Here is a 19,519-nt window from a genome sequence, read left to right on the forward strand (position 1 = left end):
GCCCTTACTGCACCGTTGCGGTCAGCCGGGCAACGTTGTCCACGTAGCGCGCTGCAAAGGGACGGTTGCGCCACACGGGGAGCTTGAGCTCGTGCGAAATGTCCCGGTAGGTGTCCTCCACCGCCCGCATCTTGGTGACGATGTCCTCGCCGAGCAGCATCACGGACACCTCAAGGTTCAGTGAGAAGGAGCGCATGTCCATGTTGCTGGAGCCCAGGACAGCCACTTCGTCGTCGATGGTGAAGTGCTTGGCGTGGAGCACGAACGGGGCCTTGTAGAGGTAGATCCGGACGCCGGCCTCCAAGAGAGCCTCGTAGTAGGACTGCTGGGCGTGGTGGACCAGGAACTGGTCACCCTTCTCGGAGACGAAGAGTTCCACGTCCACGCCCCGCTGGGCTGCAGTGGTGATGGCGTATAGCAGCGAGTCGTCCGGCACGAAGTAGGGGCTGCAGATGGAGATTCGGTGCTGTGCGGAATAGATGAGCGTGTTGAACAGGCGCAGGTTGTTCTCGGTGATGAAGCCGGGGCCGCTGGGCACCACCTGCGCGGTGACGTTGCCCGGGTGGGGGTTCGCCGGCAGCTGCAGCTGATGCTCCAGCGACTCGTCGGTTTCACTCAGCCAATCCGTGGCGAAGACAACGTTCAGGGTGGTGACAATGGGGCCGCGCAGGCACGCCATCAGTTCCACCCATTCCCTTCCGGCCTTCCGGTGGCGGGGGTTGTTGTACGAGGGCTCGATCAGGTTCTGGGAGCCGGTGAACGCGATTTCGCCGTCGATCACCATGATTTTGCGGTGGTTCCGGAGGTCCGGCCGGCGCCACTGGCCGTGGATGGGCATGAGCGGGAGCATCCGCTTCCATTGGATCTTGCCCGCCCTGAGGCGCTTGAGGAGTTTCTTGTAGCCCTGGACCCGGAGGGTGCCGATGTGGTCGAAAAGCACGCGCACTTCCACGCCCCGTTCGGCCGCCTCCTCCAGGGCGGTGAGCAGGTCGTCGGTGATGTGGTCCGTGCTCATGATGTAAAACTCTGCGTTGACGAACTTCTTCGCCTTCCGCACTGCTTCCGTCATGGTGAGGATGGAGTCCGGGTATCCGGGGAGGAGGTCAACCGAGTTGCCGTCCACCATGGGCAGGGATCCCAGCCGGCGGTTGAGTTCCGCGGCGGAGGTGACCCATTCCGGGCCCGGGTAACGGCTTTCGACGTCGGCGAGGGACGAGATACCGGCACGTACCCTCTCGTTGACCTCCTGCTGCTGCTCCCGGCGGCGCTTTGACAACTGGAAGTTGCCGAACAGCAGGAACAGGATGATGCCCACAAACGGGACAAAGAAGATGCCCAGCAGCCACGCCATCGCAGTGGTGGGCCTCCGGTTTCCGGGGATGATCCCAACGGCGAGCACCCTGATGACCAGGTCGGCGACGCCGAGCACCACCACCACCCACATCGGTGCGGTGCCGGCAAGCGAAAATGGCCACAACAACGGAAAAACCCCCGGGCTCACGGGCTCCCGGCGGACGGATTCCGGCCGGGGCACTCAGCCCAGCTTATCGGCGTGGCGCCGCACTAAGCTGGAGCCATGACGTCACCTGCTTCCGTGGTTCTTGTTTTCCTTGATCCTGCTTTCCCGAACGGCCGGCTGGCCGACGCGTCCCAGCCGCAGCTGCTGGTCACGGACCAAGGTGCCACCCGCGGTGACGGGGCGTTCGAGACTATGCTCGCCGTCGGCGGCAACGTCCGGAAAATCCAGGCGCACCTGGACCGCCTGGACGGTTCCGGGGAAGCACTGGACCTCGCGATCCCGGGGCAGGACCAGTGGCGCCGGGCCATTGCCGCCGCCATTGCCGAACACCGTTCCCAGCACCCTCCTGTTTCGGGCGGCGATGATGAACTGGTGGTCAAGCTGGTGGTGACCCGCGGGGCTGAGGGCGCCGCTGCCCCCACCGCGTGGGTCCAGGTTTCGCCAGTGGGAACGGCCGCCCGCCGCCAGCGTGAGACCGGCATCGATGTCATCCTCCTTGACCGCGGCTATGACAGTGATGCCGCAGAGCGCGCCCCGTGGCTGCTGCTCGGCGCCAAGACCCTCTCCTATGCCGTCAACATGGCGGCGCTCCGCCACGCCCACAAGCAGGGCGCCGACGACGTCATTTTCATCTCCTCCGATGGCCGGGTCCTGGAGGGTCCCACGTCCACGGTGCTCCTTGCCCACGTGGACAAGTCCGACGGCGGCACAACAGTCAAGCGCCTCGTCACACCGCAGCTGGACAGCGGAATCCTGGCGGGGACTTCCCAGGGAGCGCTGTTCAGGGCCGCCAGGGAAGCAGGCTGGGAACTGGGGTACGGGCCGCTGGTGCCGCAGGACCTGCTGGACGCCGACGCCGTGTGGCTGATCTCCAGCGTGCGCCTGCTCGCGCCCGTCAACCGGATTGACGGGCAGGAGATCGGGACGCCGTCGCTCCAGAAGGAGCTGACCGCTGAGCTGAGTGAACTTTTCGCCGGCATTCAGTAAAGTGCTGTTCCCCCGGCCGGCCGGCCCGTAGGGTGTGGTTCATGGATTCACGCGCGCCGCAGCCAGATGACAACCTGACCTTCGACGAGTGCTGGGAACTCCTGGCCGCCGACACCCTGGGCCGCCTTGCCCTGGTGGTGGACGGCCATCCGGAGATTTTCCCCATCAACTACTTGGTTTACCGCCGCAGCATCACTTTCCGCACGTCCGGGGTGACCAAATTGTGGGGGGCCGCCCAGGAGCGCCCGGCCGCCCTGGAAATCGACGGCTACGATCCGCACACAGAGGAAGCTTGGAGCGTGGTGCTGCGCGGGGACACCGAAATCATGGAAGACCAGGCGGAAAAGGACGCCGTGGACGCGTTGGGGTTGGAGCCTTGGCAGCCCGGAGAGAAGAGCCACTACATCCGGATTTCCCCGCGGGCCCTGACCGGCCGCCGCTTCAGGGTGGCCCGTCCGGACATCTGGAACACCCGACTGCAGGACCGGCGGCGGGCCTCGTTCGAATAGCCCGCTTCGCTAAGACAGGTGGCATTGAAAGCGGTGTTCCAGCGAGTTAATCAAGACGCTTGCCGGATGCTTAGTCTACGCGTAGAGTCTACACTGTAGATGGGCGTCCATCCCGCGTGGGGTCCTCCTTTCTTGAAGGACCCAGTTCCACTCCATTGCCCCGTGCACGGCATGTGAGGTCTGTTGCTGTAGCCGAACGGCAGCGCCACCGCACTTAGCGAAGGGAAGCCGTCATGGCACATTCGCAGTTCGACATCTTTCTCCGTGAAGCTACCTACCTGGACCAAACCTCCGAACACAGCCTGGACCGTGACCGCCTGTACGGGCTTTACACCAGCTGGTGCTTCATCAATCAGCAGGCACTCAGTCCGGAGGACAGCTTCTGGGCTGGCATGCGCGACAGGATCAGCCCGGACCGCACCGGCCTCCAAATGAAGGGCCCCGCGGCCACGGACTACATCATGGCCAGTTACCCGGGCCTGGTCTAGGAGAACCAGGCCCAGGACACAAGGGCGGCGTGTACCGAGGGCAAGGGCCAGCGGTTCCCGCCGCTTTTTTATGTCTCGAACAGCCGCCGGTGCCCGGTGCCGGCTCCTACGTAGGAATGATCCGGAAAAGGAACTTCGTCCGGACCATCACCCACAGCAGCCCCAGCACCGCGGCGTAGGCAGCCGTGTTCAGCAGGACGTTCTCCTGCTGCAGGGCCGGGATGTTCGCCACCACGGCAATCAGCACCACGTGCATGATGAACACGTACAGCGTCGCGCGGCCCAGCGGAATCAGGAACCAGCCCAAAGCCCGCTGCACCGGCTTCCAGTACGCGGTGAGGAATGCGTAGGCAGCGACCACCAGGACCAGGACGTTGAGGAGCCGGCCGGGTGCCAGGTAGGTCCGTGCAAAGAGGGCGTCGTAGACCGTCCGGTACAGGGTGTCCGGGACGATGGCCAGCCGGACGTCGAAGCCGTTGGCAAGATAGGGGTTCCCCCAGGACAGGAAAGCCAGCAGGAACGCGAGCGCCGTGCAGGCGGCCACCACCCATGTCCGCGGCGAAAGCCAGTCGACAATACTGCGCCGGTGGAATCCGGCCACCAGGCCGAGCACGAACAGCACCTGCCACACGAGCAGCGGGAACGAGTCCTCGAACTGCGACGGCAGGAGCCGGAAGCGCGTGGCGGCGCCGACGGCGTAGACCGCCAGGGTGCCGGCCAGCACCCACACGGCCTTGCCCCGGTTGAGGGCGGCAAGAATAAAGGGGCTGGCCAGCAGCAGCACCACGTACAGCCCCATCACGTTGAACTGCCACGGACCGAACTGCAGCAGCAGGATGGCGGGGAGGACCTGGGCCGGCACCGGGAACTGGAAGAGTTGCTCCATTCCTGCATAAAGGTCGTAGGTGCGCCCGGCGCCGTCGTGCCCTGCCCCGCCGGTCCCCTGGTCCACGAAGGTGGTTAGCGCGTCGATGCGGAAAACCGGCAGCAGCGAAGCCAGGAAGACGCCCACGAGGACTATCAGTGCAGTCAGGTAGAGCTTGCCGGCGCGTCGGGACGTCAGGTCCACGACGGTTCCAAAATCGTCTTTCACCCGGGGCCCGTAGACCATGCCCACCACTAGACCGGAGAAGAGGACAAACAGTTCGGCACCCGAAACGAAGCCCACCGCCTCCTGGGTCAGGAGCTGGAACAGGGACGTCATGCCCAGGTGGTTGACCACGACAAACACGATGGCCAGTCCGCGCAGCAGGTCCACGCGCGAATCCCTGCCGGACGGGTCCGTGTAACCCCAAGCTGTTGCGGCGTGAACGCGCCGCGGAATCTGCCAGAGGGCCACCAGGAGGATGACGAGTGCGGCCCATACTGTCCAGGCGGCAGCCCCGGCCAGCGTGTTTGCCCGGACATAGTCGCTGCCGCCGGTGGACACCTCCGTGACGGGACCGGTCACCAAGGGCGAGGCCTCCAGCCGGTCCAGCGCCGCCCGGGCGATCTCCGGGCTGCCGGTCAGGAGCCAGTCGATGCTGGCCACGCCGGTGTCCCTGGTGCTGGTGCGCTCGTCCCAGACCACCGCGGACGTCCTGCCAAACTCTGCCGACGTGGCAGTGCCCACCACCTGGTCCCACCAGCCGGTCTTGATCTCAGCCTCGGACGCGCCGCCGGACGCGGGGCTGTAGAAGGCGGCGGTCTGCAGCAGGAACGGCTTGGCCCGCTCCTCGGCATAGGTGGCGTAGAAGTTTTCGCCGCCCGAGGCCGTCAGCATGTCCTCCAGCTCACCGGCGCGCGGAACGGTATTGACTGCGGCGCCACCGGCGGTATCGTCATGGAAAGCCGTCAGGCCAACCCAGTCCACGGCATCATCACCCGGATAGTACGGTTCGTAGGCGCTGTCAGACCCGTTCCAGGCACCGTCGCCGTTGGTATCCAGCAAGGCGAAACCGTCGCTTCCGCGGGCCGGCGCGTTCCGGTTCCGGTCAAAGGGGTAGTCCTTGCCCAGGTACGGCTCCCAGACCATAACCGTCCGGCCGTTGCCGGAATCCCCAAATGCCGCGGAGACAGCCTGGAACGCCTTCCGGTATTCGGCCGGCTGCTGGCCCCACTCCACCCAGGAGGCGTTCATGTCCGGGGCAAACCGCACCAGCACCTGCCCATGGAACTGCGCGGTAAGCCGTCTGATTTCCCCGGCGAATGACTCGGCTGCCGTGGCGTCTATCTGGTCCAGCGGCACCGTGGGCTTGACCGTGAGCATGGCGTGGGCGCCCTGGAGCGAGGACTGTTCAAGGAATCCCTTGATGTCGTTCTGCTCGGAGGAACGGTAGGGAAAAGCGATGTCGTGTCCATAGACAGCCGGTGACGCTCCCAGCCGCTCGGCAAACCCTGCAGCGGTGTCCTCGCCCCATTCCAGGACGACGCCGAGCAGCGGCTTGCCCGCGTCCGGTGCGGGTTCGGCTGCCCGGGCCGCCCCCGCCGGCAGGACCGCAGTCACATACGCAACAGCAAGTACGGCAAGGAACGCCCAGGCCACGCGAAGACGGGGGGCCAGGGCCGGACGGGGGCGGCGGCAGGGCGTGGCTGTTCGCATGTTCAAGGGACCCCCAGTGCTGATCTTTCACGGCGGGGCGCTGCCCCCCAAGAACTGTATCGGGCCGTCGCGCCGGGATGGGAAAGAAAGACCCGCCCACCTGCGGTGATACCGCCGTCGGCCGTTCACCGGTGACGGCACCGCCTCGCCGCCTTCGGCAGCGTTTCCGCTTCAGTTACGCAACATGACGACGACGGCGATGCGGCCGCCGGTGCCAGATGTTACGTTTTTGGGGAGTAATGAGTACCGGCGCCAAGCCCTGACTGGCCGGTCGGCAACCCTCCTTCCGCGGCGGGGTGCCTCAGGTGAATACTCGGCATATCGACCGATTCGAGCTGCAAGCGTGAGAGAAGGAGATCCGTCGTGTCCGACGCCCCCGAAGAAAAGTTGTCCTACCGCCTCATCAGCGGCCCGGACAACCGTGAATTCTGTGAGCGGATCTCAACCGCACTCGCCGAAGGCTACGTCCTGCACGGAAGCCCGGCGGCAGCCTTCAACGGCACCAGCGTCATCGTTGCCCAGGCCGTGGTCCTGCCGGCCGCCATCGCATCGGCGGACGCCGCCGTCGCCACCGCTGTTGACGACCTGGAAGCAGCCAGCGAGGACCTCGAGTTCGACGGCGAGGGCCACGCATGAGCTACGCAGGAGACCTGACGCCGGAGGAAGCCTGGGCCAAGCTTGAGCAAGGCGCCATCCTGGTGGATGTGCGCACCGAGGGCGAATGGGCGCACATCGGCATTCCGGACACCAAGGCCACGGACAACGATCCGCTGTTCATCCAGTGGACATTCCCCGGCGGCATTCCCAACCCGGATTTCCTGAAGGACCTGAGCCAGCAGGCGCCGGAGGATTCCAACACGGAGCTGGTGTTCATCTGCCGCTCCGGCCAGCGCTCCATCTCCGCCGCCATCGCCGCGACCCAGGCCGGCTTCACCTCCTACAACGTCCTGGAGGGGTTCGAAGGCGACCCGGACCGCTACGGCGAACGGACCGTCAATGGCTGGAAGAACCGCGGCCTGCCGACCAACCTGGGAAAGAACTAAGTGACCTTCAATAACGACGCCGCCGGCTGGAGCCCCGACACCCAGGCCGTCCGCGGCGGGCTGGACCGCACCAACTTCCAGGAAACGTCCGAAGCGGTATTCCTGAACTCGGGTTTCGTCTACGAATCCGCCGCTGCTGCGGAACGCGCCTTCACCGGCGAGGATGAGCGCTTCGTCTACTCCCGGTACGGCAACCCCTCCGTGGCGACCTTCCAGGAGCGGCTCCGGCTGCTCGAAGGAACGGAGGCGTGCTTTGCCACCGCGTCCGGCATGTCCGCCGTGTTCACCGCCCTGGGCGCCCTGCTCGCTGCCGGGGACCGCGTGGTGGCCGCCCGTTCGCTCTTTGGTTCCTGCTTCGTCATCCTCAACGAAATCCTGCCGCGGTGGGGCGTGGAGACCGTCTTTGTGGACGGTCCGGACCTGGAGCAGTGGCGCGCCGCCCTGTCCCAGCCCACAACCGCCGTCTTCTTCGAGTCTCCGTCCAACCCGATGCAGGAGATCGTGGACATCGCCGCGGTCAGCGAACTCGCGCACGCTGCCGGGGCCACCGTCGTCGTCGACAACGTCTTTGCCACTCCCCTGCTCCAACGCTGCGGCCAGCTGGGCGCGGACGTCATCGTCTACTCCGGCACCAAGCACATTGACGGCCAGGGCCGGGTGATGGGCGGTGCCATCCTGGGCACCAAGGAGTACATCGAGGGTCCGGTCAAGCAGCTGATGCGCCACACCGGCCCGTCGCTTTCGCCGTTCAACGCGTGGGTGTTGACCAAAGGCCTGGAGACCATGGCGCTGCGTGTCAACCACTCCTCCACAACAGCCCTCCGGCTCGCCGAATGGCTGGAGCAGCAGCCTGCCGTGAGCTGGGTGAAGTACCCGCTGCTGAAGTCGCACCCGCAGTACGAACTTGCTGCCAGGCAGATGCGCGCCGGCGGCACGGTGCTCACCCTGGAGCTCGCTCCGTCCGGCGGCCGCTCGGGCAAGGAAGCCGCTTTCGCGCTGCTGGACGGGCTGCGGATCATCGATATCTCCAACAACCTGGGCGATTCGAAATCCCTGATTACGCACCCAGCCACCACCACGCACCGTGCGATGGGGCCGGAGGGACGGGCTGCGATCGGCCTCAGCGACGGCGTGGTGCGCCTGTCCGTTGGGCTCGAGGACGCCGGCGACCTGATCCGCGACCTCGAGCAGGCCCTGAAGCAGATCTAGCTTTCTCCCGGCGGAGCATTGTCCGGCTGGAGCTCCAGCCGGACGTCCACGCTATCGCCCGCCTTGATGCGCGCCTTTTCCCGTACAGCTTTCTTGACGGGAAGCAGGTACGAGCCCATTTTGCTGTCCGGAAAGATGGACGTCAGCCAGCGGTGGCCGCTAATTTCCACCGCGACCTTGACCGAGCCGAAGGCCTTGTTGCCGGCCTCGCTTTCCTCTGCAATGTCGTCCGCCACGTCCGGCGGCAAGGTGAGGAAGTGCCAGCCCGCTTCGCCGGGATAGAGCCAAAGCTCGGCATGAAAAGAGTACGACGGCGCCACGCGCCGAGTATGGCACGTGGCCTTCCTCAACGCCACGGTTACCAACTGGCTAGGCCTGCCGCACCCGCAGCAGGTCTGGAACGGCATCGACTTCCGAGAGGTCCAAGTCGCCGCGCATGGTGACGTTCACGGCATGCCGCACGACGGCGCCGAAGCCCATGTCCTTGGTCGATGGCCCAGACAGCAACCGGTCACGGACCCGGCGCTGCTCGGCTGCCCCTGTGCCGCGGGCGATGATCGCTTCCACGCCTTGCCGCGCCAGGTCGAGCTCACCCTGTTCCTCCAGCACCGGCGCGAGGTACTCCACCAGGGAACGCACTACCTCGGGCGCGGGGGCCGGCCGGAAGCTTCCAAAGTCCAACAGCTCCCCTCCGAGGCCCCCGCTGCTGGCCTGCCAGGAAGCCATCCTCAGCAGGACAGTTGGTACCGGTACAGGTTCCACGCCTTCCCGCCACTCCCGGCTGGCGGTCTCCACGAGGGCACGGACCAGGACCGCGAGGAGGGCCGCATCCTCGGCCCGCAGGCAGACGTCGGCCACCCGCACCTCCACGGTGGGATGGTTGCGGGACAGCCGGGCGTCGAAATAGATCATCCCTTCGTCCAGCATCACGCCCGTGTCCAGCAGCCTGGTGACCAGCCGACGGTAGGCCGCGTAGGTGCCGTAGATGCCCGCCGGCCCCGCCGTCGGCCAGCGGTTCCACGCCTGGGTACGATAGCTTTCAAAACCGGTCTCCAGCCCGTTCCAGAACGGGGAGTTGGCGCTGAGCGCCGTCAGCACGGCCAGTTTGTCGCGGATGCGGTCAAGCACCGCCACGCCTTCTTCGGGTGATTCCACAAAGGTGTGGACATGGAAGCCGCAGGTCAGCTGCTCCTGGGCGGTCAGCCCGAAGCGTTCCAGCATCCTGGCGTAGCGCGGATCAGGAGTGGTGTGGCTGTTCAGGCCCAGCGGCGAGGTGGCCAGCGCGGCGACGCGGGCGTTGTGTTTCTTCGCGGCCTGGTCTGCGAGCAACCGTCCGGCCCTGATCTGGTCCAACAGGCTGCCGGATTCAAGGCAGGGCCGGGTCTGGGTCTCAATCTGCTCAAGCTTCAGTTCGGCACTCAGGCCCGTCTCGTCGTCGTCATAGACCGTTTTGTCCTCGGTCACAAGCGCATGCGGATCCTGGGCGGAATCGTCGGCAGCCACCCGGCGGCCGGACAGCAGCGCGTCGGCCAGCGCCAGCGGCTCCCCGGTCTCCGGATCAACAATCAGGAGCTCTTCCTCCACGCCGAATGTACGCATATTGACATTCTGCGGCAGCGGGAACGTATTTGAAGCGGCCCTGCCGTTCATGACGAAGCGTTAATGCTCAGTCCTGGAAGTACTCCACCTTGGCGCCGATGGTGTTCAGCCGCTCCGCCAGGTCCTCGTACCCGCGCTCGATGACGTAGATGTTCCGCAGTTCGGACACCCCGCGGGCCGCGAGCATGGCCAACAGCAGGCACGCTGCCGGCCGCAGTGCCGGCGGGCACCCGACTTCGGCCGCGCGCCACTTGGTGGGCCCGTTGACATAGATGCGGTGCGGATCCAACAGCTGCACCTGGGCCCCCAGCCGGTTCAGCTCCGTCAGGTAGATGGCACGGTTTTCGTAGACCCAGTCGTGGATCATGGTCTGGCCTGTCGCGTTGGCTGCTATCACGGCGAAGAACGGCAGATTGTCGATGTTGAGGCCGGGGAACGGCATGGGGTGGATTTTGTCTTCGGGTGCATGCAGCTCCGACGGCTTGGTGGTGACGTCCACCAGGCGGGTCCGGCCGTTGCGCGCCATGTACTCGCCGGAAATTTCCAGCTGCTGCCCCATCTGGCCCAGCGTGGCAAGCTCAATCTCCATGAACTCGATGGGCACGCGGCGGACGGTGACCTCGGAATTTGTGACGATCCCGGCGGTGATGAGGCTCATGGCCTCAATGGGGTCCTCCGAGGGGAAGTACTCGATGTCCGCATTGATAACGGGCTTGCCCGTGATGCTGAGGGTAGTGGTTCCCACGCCGTCGATGGTCACGCCAAGCATCTGCAGGTAGAAGCAGAGGTCCTGGACCATGTAGTTGGGGCTGGCGTTGCGGATGACCGTGGTTCCCTCGCGGTGCGCGGCGGCCATGATTGCATTTTCGGTGACGGTATCGCCGCGCTCGGTGAGGACGAAGGAACGGTCCTGGGCATCCGGCGGCGGTGCCTGGATGGCGTAGAAGCCCGCCGTGGCCTCCACCGAAAGCCCGAACTGGCGCAGGGCCTGCATGTGCGGCTCAACCGTGCGGGTCCCCAGATCGCAACCCCCGGCATACGGAAGCCGGTATTCCTCCGTCTCATCCAGCAGCGGACCCAGCAGCATGATCACACTGCGGGTCCGGCGCGCGGCATCCACGTCCATTGCCTCAAGGTCCAGGACGGCCGGCCGGCGGAGCCGCAGGTCGGTATCGTTCAGCCACGTGCACTCCACACCGATGCTGGTTAGGACCTCCACGATCCGGTTGACTTCCTCAATCCTGGCCAGGCGGCGGAGCACGGTGGTGCCGCGGTTGATCAGGCTGGCGCAGAGCAGGGCGACGCCGGCGTTCTTGCTGCTGTTCACGTCGACGGCGCCGGAGAGGGTCCGCCCGCCCTCCACGCGCAGGTGCGTCATCTGCGGCTTGCCCACGTTGACGATGCTCCGGTCGAAGATGCTTTCCAGGCGCTGGATCATCTTCAGGCTCAGGTTTTGCTTTCCCTGCTCCATCCGGGCCACTGCGCTCTGGCTGGTTCCCAGCTCGGCAGCCAACTGGCCCTGGGTCCAGCCCTTCTCGGTCCGGGCATCCCTCAGCATGGCGGCAACGTGCTCAGTGGTTTCCTGCGTCATGCCAGAAATATATCATAAATGAGTTATTCGGCGTCATCACGGCCGCATAACGGCCCTCCCAGACGACCCATACCCGCTTTATGCGATAGAGACCTTGCTGGAACACCCTCCGTTCTTGAGCATCAGCTGCTTGTTCCGCCGGCACCCCGGCGGGAGACTGGAAGTGCACGTCCCTTCCCCGACACCAAGGAAAGGCGCAATGCTCCGGCACCATGCCCGCCCGTTCCCGTTCAGGCTTGCCTGGCTGCTGGCGGCAGCCGTACTGCTGGCCGTAGCGGGTCCTGCTTCCGCGGCGCCCTCCCCGGGCGAGGGCGGCCAGTCCCTGCTCGGCAACGACGTGTCATGGCCGCAGTGCAACAAGGAGCTGCCGAGGGGGCAGGCTTTCGGGATCGTCGGCGTCAACAACGGACTGGCGAACACCACCAACCCCTGCCTGGACGAACAACTTGAGTGGGCAGCCGCTTCCCCCGGCCTGCCCGGCCAGCCGGCGGTTTCGCTGTACGTCAATACCGCGAATCCGGGAAGCTCCGGCTCCTGGTGGCCCGCCAACAACGAGTACCCCATCGGGAGGCAGGTCCACAACCCCTACGGCCCCTGCAGGGAGGGGGACTACGGCAAAGCCTGCGCCTACATGTACGGCTGGGCGAAGGCCTACGACGACGCCTACGTCCGGGGAATCACTAATCCCGCCGGCTATGTCTGGTGGCTCGACGTGGAGACCGAAAACAGCTGGTCCGGCGACAAGGACGCCAACCGCGCCGTCCTGGAGGGCATGACGGACTTCTTCCACAGCATCAACGTCAAGGGAGTGGGTATCTACTCCACGTCCCTGCAGTGGGGCCGGATCGTTGGCAACGTCAGCAGCACCAGCAACCTGTACCGATTGCCGAGCTGGCTGGCCGGCGCCCGCAACGCATACCGGGCGGCCGGCGCGTGCCTAAACGCACCGCTCACGGGCGGGGGCACCGTGGTCCTGACCCAGTTCGTGGCGCGGGGCTTCGACTACAACCATGCGTGCACGCAGGAACCCTAGCTTCCCAGCCACACCATGTTCCAGGTACCGGCAGACACGGCCGCCACCACTGCGAGTCCCGCCATGAGCAGGCCGCCCGCCAGCACCCACGCATCCAGCGCACTGTAGGTTGAGGCGCGGGCCCAGGTTCGGGTCCCGCCGCCAAATCCACGCGCTTCCATGGTGACTGCCAGCCTCGACGCCCGCCGGATGGCCTGAACCAGGAGGCCGAAGCTTTGCCCCAGGGTGGCTTTCGCCCGCTGCAGCACGTTGCCGCGCGACCCCACGCCGCGCGCGCGCCGTGCCATGCCAATGGTTTGCCACTCCTCCGCCAGCAGGCCCACCAGGCGCATGGCGGCCAGGGTGCCCAGCACGAACCGGTGCGGCAGGCGGGCCTTCTGGGCCAGCGCGTCCGCGAGATCGGTGGGATCGGTGCAGCTCATCAGCAGCACCGCCGGCAGCGCAATCGCGAGCCCGCGGAGCATGAACCCGAGCCCCGTCTCCAGGGACCCTTCGCTCATGGTCCAGATGCCGACGTCGATCAGCGTCCTTCCGCTGTCCGGCGCGAGGATTGAGGTGCTCCAACCGCCCACGGCGGCGGCGAGGATCAGCGGCCATCCACGCTGCCAGAGCAGCGTGAACGTGAGCCCGGCAAGCGGGAACAGCAGGACCTCGAAGGCCAGCGCCACCGAAGCGGACACCCAGTCGATGGAAAGCGCCAGGACCACGGTGATCAGGAGGACGGCGGCCAGCTTGCTGAGCGGATTGGCGCGGGTCAGCAGGGCGTTGTTGCCGCGCAGGTGCAGTTCCTGCCTCACAGGGCCACCTTTTCCGCCGCGGCCAACTTCAGCTCGGTTCCGCCCAGGGCGGCGGTGAACTCGGCGTCGTGGGTCACGGACACCACGGCGGTGCCGGAGTCCAGGAGCTCGGAGAGGAAGGACGCCAGCTCAGCCCAGGTGTTGGCGTCCTGGCCGAATGTGGGCTCATCCAATACCAGGACCTGCGGGCTGGCCGCCAGGACGGTTGCCACCGAGAGCCGCCGCTTCTCCCCGCCCGAGAGGGTGTAGGGATTGGCATCCACCAGCGGGGTGAGCCTCAGCCGCTCCAGCAGCTCGTCAACGCGGTCCTCGCCGTGGCCCAGATGGCGCGGGCCAAACAGCAGCTCATCACTCACCCTGCCGGTGACAAACTGGTGTTCCGGCTCCTGGAACACCGTGCCTATCCGCTCAATCAGTTGCTCTGCCTTCCACCTGAAGGGGTCGATTCCCGCGCCCCGGCTCAGGCGGGTTGTTGCGGAGATCTTGCCCGCAACGGGCTCCAGCAGCCCCGCGAGGGTCAGTGCAAAGGTGGACTTACCGGCACCGTTGGGCCCGGTGATGGCAAGCGCCTGCCCGGCCCGTACCTGCGCGGTGATGTCCTCCTGCACCGGAAGCGGCTGGATTTTCCGGAATCCGCTGCGGTGCGGGCGTTCCCGGGACACAGCCACTTTCTCGGCGGCCAGCATCAGGTCTCCCGCGCCTGGGCCGGTGCCGGCTGCGCGGGGACGGGTGGCCGGCACGTAGCCGGGCACCCACACCCCGGCGGCGGCCAGCATGGTGCGGGCCTCGTCCAGGACCCGGTCCGGCGGACCATCCAGGAGGACGCCAGGATCGGCGGCCGAGCCCGGCTGCAGGACCACGATCCGGTCCACCAGGTCCTTCCACACCGACACCCGGTGCTCCACCACCACCAGCGTGGCACCGGTTTTATCCAGGCAGCGCGCCACGGCGTCACGGACCTCCAGCACACCGGCCGGATCAAGGTTGGCGGTGGGCTCGTCCAGCAGGATCAGCCCGGGCTGCATCGCCAGGATGCCTGCCAGCGCAAGCCGCTGTTTCTGCCCGCCGGACAGCGCCGACGTCGGATGGTCCAGCGGCAGGTGGGACAGCCCGACGTCGGCGAGCGCCTCGTGCACTCGGGTCCAGATGGCGTCGCGGGGGACGGCGAGGTTCTCGGCGCCGAACGCGACGTCGTCCCCGACCCTGGAGAGGACCACCTGGGTTTCGGGGTCCTGCTGCATCAGTCCAGCACGTCCGCGCTGCCCCCGGGGGGACCCGCCGTCGACGAGCAGTGAACCTGACTCGTCGGAGTCGCCGGCCTCGCCGTCGTCGTTCACATCGCCCAGGACCCCGGCGAGGGCGTGCAGCAGCGTGGACTTGCCGGCGCCCGAGGCCCCGAGCAGCAGGACGCGCTCCCCCGGTGAGATGTCCAGGTCAAGGGCGTGGACGGCGGGCCTGGCGCGCCCGGCATGCCGCCAGCCCCAGCCACGCGCCGTGACTGCGGCCGGCCGCACCGCCCCGGCCGTGCCGTGGTGGGTAGGTGCCTGCATCAGGAGAAGACGGGCTCCGTTGCCGCCTTGCGGGAAGCGAAGGAGCTCAGGACCCCGGTCCTGGCCAGGCCGCGGGTGGCGATCCAGGACAGGGCACCGGCGATGACCGCGCCGGAAATCGCGGTGAAGATGATGTAGGCAAGCTTGTCACCGCCGGAGTACGCGATGTTCCAGCCCCACGGCGCGAAGGAATCGTTCAGGCCGCAGAACAGGCCCGCGGCAGCACCGGCCAGCAGCGACACCGGCAGGTTGAACTTCTTGTAAACGAAGATCGCGAAGATAATTTCGGCGCCCAGGCCCTGGACCAAGCCTGAGAACAGCACGGAGGCGCCGTACTGCGAGCCCATCAGGAGCTCACCGGTGGCTGCCACGGTCTCGCAGAACAGCGCCGCGCCGGGCTTGCGGATGATCAGCATGCCCAGCACTGCCGGGATCATCCAGCCGCCGGCGATCAGGCCGGTCAGGGGCGGGTAGACCGCGTTCATGGGCGCGGAGACCGCGGCCGCGCCCTGGGACCAGGCCCAGAAAATCACGCCGCCGGCGATGGCGATCAGGGCCGCCACCACGATGTCCACGACGCGCCAGGACTTGCTGGTGGTCTTCTTGATTGCTGCAGTGCTCATGAAAAAAATCCTCCTGGGAAACAGGAGGGGAAAGCACGGCACGCGGCTACTGCCGTTGCCGGACTTCGAGAACTCGACTCCCTTGCGCCGGTACTAACCGGATCAGGTTCGAGGGTCTGCGGCTGTCCGCACTCTCAGCGCCCACCTGCGGTCCCCGGCCATGCGGGCCCGACGGCGGCGCTCCCCTGTCGTTAAGTGTTGCTTGCTTGAATAATGCATTGGATTGCCCTGTTGGGCGTGGTCCAGTTTACACCGGGAGAGGGGTAGATTGTGGGCCATGACTGCCAATCCGCCGCATATGACTGAGTTCGATCCGGACTCCGATTCCGCCCAGCCGGAGGGATCCCTGCAGGTCCTCATCGGCCGCGTCGAGGGTGAGATCCATGAACTCCAGTTTCCGGGCTTCTCCATGGATGATGCGCTCAACCTTGGCCTCCTCCTGGTGGAGCTGGGCAAGGAGCGCGGCCTGCCCATCGCTATCGACATCACCAAGGGCGAACAGGTCCTCTTCCATGTGGCATTGCCGGGCGCCACGCCGGACAACGAACACTGGATCCGCGCGAAGCAACGGACAGCTGCACGGTACGAAGTGCCTTCCCTGCTGGTGGGGCTGCGCGGGCGGCTGCGCGGAGGCAGGATCGAGGACGAGGGCTGGTTCGACCAGACCCGCTACGCGGCACATGGCGGGTCTTTCCCTGTCTATGTGACGGGCGTGGGTGCGGTGGCCACCGTCACCGTGTCCGGGCTGCCGCAGGTGCAGGATCACGACCTGGTGGTGGAGGCCATGCGTGAGGTGTTGCGGTCCACCGGGGCTGACGGGGCACCATGACCGGCACTCCCGCTGACAATCCCGTCCGGGCGGCGGTGGACAAGGCCGAAGACGAGATGATCTTCATCGGCCCGGACCATCCCTACTATCCCCTGCTGGCCGAGCTGGTGTCCGCCGTCGGCAAGGCCTGGCAGCAGGGGTATGAGCAGGGCCGCAGCGGCGGGCACCACCCGAACCCCTACACTTGGACCGGGCTGGCCTGACGGGTTTCCAGCTGCCGGCGGGGAAACAAAGCCTGCTTAGCTTTTATTAGTAATCATGCTTACTATGTTGTTTCCACCGCGTACGAGGAGTCCAGGACATGGCAGTCAGCACCCGCCCACCGGGCGTCCGAACCGCGCTGCAGTGGTCCACGCTGGCTGTTGCCGGCATTTTCCTGTTCGCCGGCATCCTTGGATTCGTTCCGGGCATCACCAGCAACTACGGCTCCCTGGACTTCGCCGGCCCCGGTTCAAAGGCCCTGTTGCTGGGTACGTTCCAAGTGTCCGTCCTCCACAATCTTGTCCACCTCCTCTTCGGCGCCGCCGGAGTGTTCATGGCACGCACCCACCGGCAGGCCCGGAACTTCCTCATATACGGCGGCGTCATCTACTTGGTCCTCTGGCTGTACGGACTGCTCATCGGGGACGACACCCCCGCGAACTTCATCCCGGAAAACTATGCGGACAACTGGCTGCACCTCATTTTGGGGCTGGCCATGATCACGCTTGCGGTCCTCCTCTCCCCGCGGGCCACGCCGGCGGACAGCCGGAAATCCTGACCACACCCACCGGCCGCCAGCGCAGACGGCACGGTCACAACCCGAGACCTAGGAGCAACCCATGCGAATCCCGGAACCCCGAGGCCCCATCAGCAGCACGCTGTTCAACGTCCTTGCAGGCGCGCCTGGAGGCTCCGCCGAATCACTGGCCGGGCTGCGGGAGCTCGCCTCGAACCGGCTGGCCGAAACCGTGGACATCATTGGCGACGACGATGCCCAGCTTGCCCTTTTCTGCCTGTACGAGCTGCACTACTCCGGGCTGGACGGCGTCACGGACCACTGGGAATGGGATGCCGGGCTGATCCAGGTCCGGCAGATCCTGGAAAAGCCTTTCGAAGCGGCCCTTCGGGCGGCGGCCGGCGAGGCTGCCGGAGAGCTGGAACTTCCGGGGGAGCTCACCAGCGACGCGGTGGCGGATGTGCTGTTCGGCCTGGCCGGCAGGGACACCGGCCCCAGCGTCTCCCGCTATGTGGCCAAGAAGGCCAGCCTGGACCAGCTCAAGGAGTTCCTGATCCACAAGTCCGTGTACCAGCTGAAGGAGGCGGATCCGCACACCTGGGCGATCCCCCGCCTCAGCGGCCGGGCGAAGGCTGCCTTGGTGGAAATCCAGGCCGACGAGTACGGCGGCGGCCGCCCGGACCGAATGCACAGTGCCCTGTTCGCCCGCACCATGCGGGGCCTGGGGATGGACGACTCCTACGGCGCGTACGTTGACGCCGTCCCGGCGGTTTCCCTGGCGGCCGTCAACCTGATGTCCCTGTGCGGGCTGAACCGGCGGCTCCGCGGCGCCATCACCGGACACCTGGCCATCTACGAGATGACGTCTTCGCAGCCCAACCGCTTTTACGGCAACGGCTTCCGCCGGCACGGCTTCGACGCCAGCGTCACCCACTACTTCGACGAACATGTGGAAGCCGATGCTGTCCACGAGCAGATCGCGGGCCGCGACCTTGCCGGCGGGCTGGTGGAAGCCGAGCCGGAGCTGCTGGACGACGTCCTGTTTGGGGCAACGGCAGCCATGGCCATCGACAGCAGGCTGTCCGCCCACCTTCTTGACTCCTGGGAAGGCGGCCGCTCCTCGCTCAGGGCGGCAGTACCGGCGGCAGCGTGACCTCCCCGGCCAGCGGAGAATCCGCCGCACGGCTCCCCGCGGAGTACATCCTTCCCCTGCGCTGGACAGACGACACCGGACTCGCCGACCTGGTGGACTACCTGCAGCGCCTGGTGGCCTGGATCCCGGTCACGGTGGTGGATGGCTCCGGCCAGGACCTGTTTGCGCACCACCGGGAGCAGTTTCCGCCGCAGGTGCGCCACATCCGCCCTGCGGGCTGGACGGAGTCGGGCAGCGGCACGCCGCAGGGTAACGGGAAGGTCGCGGGCGTCGTCACGGGCGTGCGCGCCGCCAGCGCAGAACTGCTGGTAGTAGCCGACGACGACGTCCGCTACACGCGCGGGTCCCTCGCCGCCGTCGTTGACCACCTCGGGTCGGCGGACGTGGTGCGACCGCAGAACTACTTTGACCCGCTGCCCTGGCATGCCTTGTGGGATACTTCCCGGTCACTCATTAACCGGGCATGGGCCGCGGACTTTCCCGGAACACTCGGGCTGCGCCGCAGTGCCCTCCTGGCCACGGACGGCTATGAGCCCGTCCTGTTCGAAAACCTGGAGCTGATCCGCACCGTCGAGGCCGCCGGCGGACGAGAGCGGATCGTTCCGGGCCTTTACATCGCCCGCAGGCCGCCCAAAGCCAGGCACTTCCTCAAGCAGCGCCTCCGCCAGGCCTACGACGATTTTGCCCAGCCCCGGCGCCTGGCCGCGGAACTCGCCCTGCTTCCGGCCATCATCGGGGCAGCCACCCTCCCCCGGCGGGCACGCACCGCGGTGTTTGCGGGACTGGCGGCCGCGGCGGTGGCCACAGCCGAGACCGGACGCCGGCGCCACGGCGGTACGGCCGTGTTTCCCTTGCCCGCGGTGTGCTTCGCGCCGCTGTGGGCGACGGAGCGGGCCGTTAGCATCTGGGGCGCCCTCGCGCTCCGGCTCATGGGAGGCGTCCCCTATGCCGGTGCCAGGATCCGCACGGCCGCCCATTCGAAAGCCGATCTCCAGCGCCGGCATCACGGGAAGCTGCAGGCCTTCCGGCAACAAGCGACGGCACCAACCCTGAAGGAGCAGCAATGAACCAGGACCAGCCCGATAGCTCCATCGTGGTATGCCCGGACGGGCCACTCATCGTCCGGGGGGATTTCGAGATCGTCACGCCCTCAGGCGAGCCGGTCCCGCGCGAACGGAAAACGGTGGCCCTGTGCCGGTGCGGGGCTTCGGCCATCAAGCCGTACTGCGACGGCACCCACAAGATGATCAAGTTCCGGACCGAGCCACGTGATTGACTCCTAGGCTGCGC

Annotated in this window: 21 protein-coding genes and 2 riboswitches; of the genes, 13 read left to right on the forward strand and 8 right to left on the reverse strand. The window is 66.6% G+C overall.

Features of this window, described 5'->3' with window-relative positions; all coding sequences use genetic code 11:
* Window positions 1-4: 4 nt before the first annotated feature.
* Window positions 5-1,444 (reverse strand): cardiolipin synthase, encoded by a 1,440-nt coding sequence (gene cls / locus AC5RT3_RS15380; protein ID WP_494124627.1) that lies wholly within the window; start codon window positions 1,442-1,444, stop codon window positions 5-7.
* Between the two features lie 132 nt (window positions 1,445-1,576).
* Between cls and AC5RT3_RS15385 the strand changes: the two genes are divergently transcribed.
* The 3 genes from AC5RT3_RS15385 to AC5RT3_RS15395 all read left to right on the forward strand — a co-directional run bounded on the left by AC5RT3_RS15385 (window position 1,577) and on the right by AC5RT3_RS15395 (window position 3,503).
* On the forward strand, window positions 1,577-2,506 hold the full coding sequence (locus AC5RT3_RS15385) for an aminodeoxychorismate lyase (RefSeq protein ID WP_494053060.1): 930 nt from the start codon (window positions 1,577-1,579) through the stop codon (window positions 2,504-2,506).
* Between the two features lie 41 nt (window positions 2,507-2,547).
* Window positions 2,548-3,015 carry a pyridoxamine 5'-phosphate oxidase family protein gene (locus AC5RT3_RS15390; RefSeq protein ID WP_494053059.1) on the forward strand — a complete coding sequence of 156 codons (468 nt, stop codon included), beginning with the start codon at window positions 2,548-2,550 and terminating at the stop codon, window positions 3,013-3,015.
* A gap of 233 nt (window positions 3,016-3,248) precedes the next feature.
* Window positions 3,249-3,503 (forward strand): hypothetical protein, encoded by a 255-nt coding sequence (locus AC5RT3_RS15395; RefSeq protein WP_494053058.1) that lies wholly within the window; start codon window positions 3,249-3,251, stop codon window positions 3,501-3,503.
* 106 nt (window positions 3,504-3,609) lie between these two features.
* Here AC5RT3_RS15395 and opgC read toward each other — a convergent pair whose 3' ends face one another.
* Complete coding sequence (gene opgC, locus AC5RT3_RS15400) at window positions 3,610-6,084, reverse strand: OpgC domain-containing protein (RefSeq protein ID WP_494124601.1); 2,475 nt, start codon at window positions 6,082-6,084, stop codon at window positions 3,610-3,612.
* A gap of 235 nt (window positions 6,085-6,319) precedes the next feature.
* A riboswitch (SAM riboswitch) is annotated at window positions 6,320-6,434 on the forward strand.
* A gap of 13 nt (window positions 6,435-6,447) precedes the next feature.
* Here opgC and AC5RT3_RS15405 point away from each other — a divergent pair.
* From AC5RT3_RS15405 to AC5RT3_RS15415, 3 genes are read left to right on the forward strand one after another with little or no spacing between them, the layout of a single operon-like run.
* Window positions 6,448-6,720, forward strand: coding sequence for a DUF1737 domain-containing protein (locus AC5RT3_RS15405; RefSeq protein WP_494053056.1), 273 nt, complete (start codon window positions 6,448-6,450; stop codon window positions 6,718-6,720).
* Window positions 6,717-7,127, forward strand: a complete 411-nt coding sequence (locus tag AC5RT3_RS15410) for a rhodanese-like domain-containing protein (RefSeq protein ID WP_479772852.1) — start codon at window positions 6,717-6,719, stop codon at window positions 7,125-7,127. The genes AC5RT3_RS15405 and AC5RT3_RS15410 overlap by 4 nt, the downstream gene beginning before the upstream one ends.
* Complete coding sequence (locus AC5RT3_RS15415) at window positions 7,128-8,336, forward strand: O-succinylhomoserine sulfhydrylase (RefSeq protein ID WP_494124602.1); 1,209 nt, start codon at window positions 7,128-7,130, stop codon at window positions 8,334-8,336. It begins immediately after the preceding gene.
* Here the strand turns inward: AC5RT3_RS15415 and AC5RT3_RS15420 are convergent.
* The 3 genes from AC5RT3_RS15420 to AC5RT3_RS15430 all read right to left on the reverse strand — a co-directional run bounded on the left by AC5RT3_RS15420 (window position 8,333) and on the right by AC5RT3_RS15430 (window position 11,526).
* Window positions 8,333-8,656, reverse strand: coding sequence for a DUF1905 domain-containing protein (locus AC5RT3_RS15420; protein ID WP_494124603.1), 324 nt, complete (start codon window positions 8,654-8,656; stop codon window positions 8,333-8,335). The two genes, AC5RT3_RS15415 and AC5RT3_RS15420, sit on opposite strands and share 4 nt — an antisense overlap.
* 49 nt (window positions 8,657-8,705) lie before the next feature.
* Complete coding sequence (locus AC5RT3_RS15425) at window positions 8,706-9,935, reverse strand: glutamate--cysteine ligase 2 (RefSeq protein WP_494053053.1); 1,230 nt, start codon at window positions 9,933-9,935, stop codon at window positions 8,706-8,708.
* A 67-nt stretch (window positions 9,936-10,002) separates the two neighbouring features.
* The gene (locus AC5RT3_RS15430) at window positions 10,003-11,526 is read right to left on the reverse strand and encodes a UDP-N-acetylglucosamine 1-carboxyvinyltransferase (protein ID WP_494124604.1); all 1,524 of its coding nucleotides are present in this window, start codon (window positions 11,524-11,526) and stop codon (window positions 10,003-10,005) included.
* A gap of 199 nt (window positions 11,527-11,725) precedes the next feature.
* Between AC5RT3_RS15430 and AC5RT3_RS15435 the strand changes: the two genes are divergently transcribed.
* Window positions 11,726-12,559, forward strand: coding sequence for a glycoside hydrolase family 25 domain-containing protein (locus tag AC5RT3_RS15435; protein ID WP_494053051.1), 834 nt, complete (start codon window positions 11,726-11,728; stop codon window positions 12,557-12,559).
* Here the strand turns inward: AC5RT3_RS15435 and AC5RT3_RS15440 are convergent.
* From AC5RT3_RS15440 to AC5RT3_RS15450, 3 genes are read right to left on the reverse strand one after another with little or no spacing between them, the layout of a single operon-like run.
* Entirely contained in the window at window positions 12,556-13,356 is an 801-nt protein-coding gene (locus tag AC5RT3_RS15440) for an energy-coupling factor transporter transmembrane component T family protein (RefSeq protein ID WP_494053050.1), read from the reverse strand. The genes AC5RT3_RS15435 and AC5RT3_RS15440 overlap by 4 nt on opposite strands.
* Window positions 13,353-14,906 carry an ABC transporter ATP-binding protein gene (locus AC5RT3_RS15445; RefSeq protein ID WP_494124605.1) on the reverse strand — a complete coding sequence of 518 codons (1,554 nt, stop codon included), beginning with the start codon at window positions 14,904-14,906 and terminating at the stop codon, window positions 13,353-13,355. The genes AC5RT3_RS15440 and AC5RT3_RS15445 overlap by 4 nt, the downstream gene beginning before the upstream one ends.
* Window positions 14,906-15,529: an ECF transporter S component gene (locus AC5RT3_RS15450; protein ID WP_494053048.1), complete on the reverse strand. Its 624-nt coding sequence runs from the start codon at window positions 15,527-15,529 to the stop codon at window positions 14,906-14,908. The genes AC5RT3_RS15445 and AC5RT3_RS15450 overlap by 1 nt, the downstream gene beginning before the upstream one ends.
* 61 nt (window positions 15,530-15,590) lie before the next feature.
* A riboswitch (TPP riboswitch) is annotated at window positions 15,591-15,726 on the reverse strand.
* An 80-nt stretch (window positions 15,727-15,806) separates the two neighbouring features.
* Between AC5RT3_RS15450 and AC5RT3_RS15455 the strand changes: the two genes are divergently transcribed.
* The 6 genes from AC5RT3_RS15455 to AC5RT3_RS15480 all read left to right on the forward strand — a co-directional run bounded on the left by AC5RT3_RS15455 (window position 15,807) and on the right by AC5RT3_RS15480 (window position 19,505).
* Window positions 15,807-16,358, forward strand: a complete 552-nt coding sequence (locus AC5RT3_RS15455; protein WP_494053047.1) for a heme-degrading domain-containing protein — start codon at window positions 15,807-15,809, stop codon at window positions 16,356-16,358.
* Window positions 16,355-16,561: a hypothetical protein gene (locus AC5RT3_RS15460; protein WP_494009861.1), complete on the forward strand. Its 207-nt coding sequence runs from the start codon at window positions 16,355-16,357 to the stop codon at window positions 16,559-16,561. The genes AC5RT3_RS15455 and AC5RT3_RS15460 overlap by 4 nt, the downstream gene beginning before the upstream one ends.
* A 98-nt stretch (window positions 16,562-16,659) precedes the next feature.
* Complete coding sequence (locus tag AC5RT3_RS15465; protein WP_494124606.1) at window positions 16,660-17,118, forward strand: DUF4383 domain-containing protein; 459 nt, start codon at window positions 16,660-16,662, stop codon at window positions 17,116-17,118.
* 61 nt (window positions 17,119-17,179) lie between these two features.
* Window positions 17,180-18,229 carry an iron-containing redox enzyme family protein gene (locus tag AC5RT3_RS15470; protein WP_494053044.1) on the forward strand — a complete coding sequence of 350 codons (1,050 nt, stop codon included), beginning with the start codon at window positions 17,180-17,182 and terminating at the stop codon, window positions 18,227-18,229.
* Complete coding sequence (locus AC5RT3_RS15475; protein ID WP_494053043.1) at window positions 18,226-19,296, forward strand: glycosyltransferase family 2 protein; 1,071 nt, start codon at window positions 18,226-18,228, stop codon at window positions 19,294-19,296. Before AC5RT3_RS15470 ends, AC5RT3_RS15475 begins: the two co-directional genes overlap by 4 nt.
* The gene (locus tag AC5RT3_RS15480) at window positions 19,293-19,505 is read left to right on the forward strand and encodes a CDGSH iron-sulfur domain-containing protein (protein ID WP_494009865.1); all 213 of its coding nucleotides are present in this window, start codon (window positions 19,293-19,295) and stop codon (window positions 19,503-19,505) included. The genes AC5RT3_RS15475 and AC5RT3_RS15480 overlap by 4 nt, the downstream gene beginning before the upstream one ends.
* Window positions 19,506-19,519 lie beyond the last annotated feature (14 nt).

Source organism: Arthrobacter sp. Y3221159 (assembly GCF_059089885.1).

Excerpts from the sequence above, each read along its gene's own strand:
- cls (WP_494124627.1), bottom strand. The coding sequence starts at position 1,444 with ATGTGGGTGGTGGTGGTGCTCGGCGTCGCCGACCTGGTCATCAGGGTG.
- AC5RT3_RS15385 (WP_494053060.1), top strand. The coding sequence starts at position 1,577 with ATGACGTCACCTGCTTCCGTGGTTCTTGTTTTCCTTGATCCTGCTTTC.
- AC5RT3_RS15390 (WP_494053059.1), top strand. The coding sequence starts at position 2,548 with ATGGATTCACGCGCGCCGCAGCCAGATGACAACCTGACCTTCGACGAG.
- AC5RT3_RS15395 (WP_494053058.1), top strand. The coding sequence starts at position 3,249 with ATGGCACATTCGCAGTTCGACATCTTTCTCCGTGAAGCTACCTACCTG.
- opgC (WP_494124601.1), bottom strand. The coding sequence starts at position 6,084 with ATGCGAACAGCCACGCCCTGCCGCCGCCCCCGTCCGGCCCTGGCCCCC.
- AC5RT3_RS15410 (WP_479772852.1), top strand. The coding sequence starts at position 6,717 with ATGAGCTACGCAGGAGACCTGACGCCGGAGGAAGCCTGGGCCAAGCTT.
- AC5RT3_RS15425 (WP_494053053.1), bottom strand. The coding sequence starts at position 9,935 with ATGCGTACATTCGGCGTGGAGGAAGAGCTCCTGATTGTTGATCCGGAG.
- AC5RT3_RS15430 (WP_494124604.1), bottom strand. The coding sequence starts at position 11,526 with ATGACGCAGGAAACCACTGAGCACGTTGCCGCCATGCTGAGGGATGCC.
- AC5RT3_RS15435 (WP_494053051.1), top strand. The coding sequence starts at position 11,726 with ATGCTCCGGCACCATGCCCGCCCGTTCCCGTTCAGGCTTGCCTGGCTG.
- AC5RT3_RS15445 (WP_494124605.1), bottom strand. The coding sequence starts at position 14,906 with ATGCAGGCACCTACCCACCACGGCACGGCCGGGGCGGTGCGGCCGGCC.
- AC5RT3_RS15450 (WP_494053048.1), bottom strand. The coding sequence starts at position 15,529 with ATGAGCACTGCAGCAATCAAGAAGACCACCAGCAAGTCCTGGCGCGTC.
- AC5RT3_RS15455 (WP_494053047.1), top strand. The coding sequence starts at position 15,807 with ATGACTGCCAATCCGCCGCATATGACTGAGTTCGATCCGGACTCCGAT.
- AC5RT3_RS15460 (WP_494009861.1), top strand. The coding sequence starts at position 16,355 with ATGACCGGCACTCCCGCTGACAATCCCGTCCGGGCGGCGGTGGACAAG.
- AC5RT3_RS15465 (WP_494124606.1), top strand. The coding sequence starts at position 16,660 with ATGGCAGTCAGCACCCGCCCACCGGGCGTCCGAACCGCGCTGCAGTGG.
- AC5RT3_RS15470 (WP_494053044.1), top strand. The coding sequence starts at position 17,180 with ATGCGAATCCCGGAACCCCGAGGCCCCATCAGCAGCACGCTGTTCAAC.
- AC5RT3_RS15480 (WP_494009865.1), top strand. The coding sequence starts at position 19,293 with ATGAACCAGGACCAGCCCGATAGCTCCATCGTGGTATGCCCGGACGGG.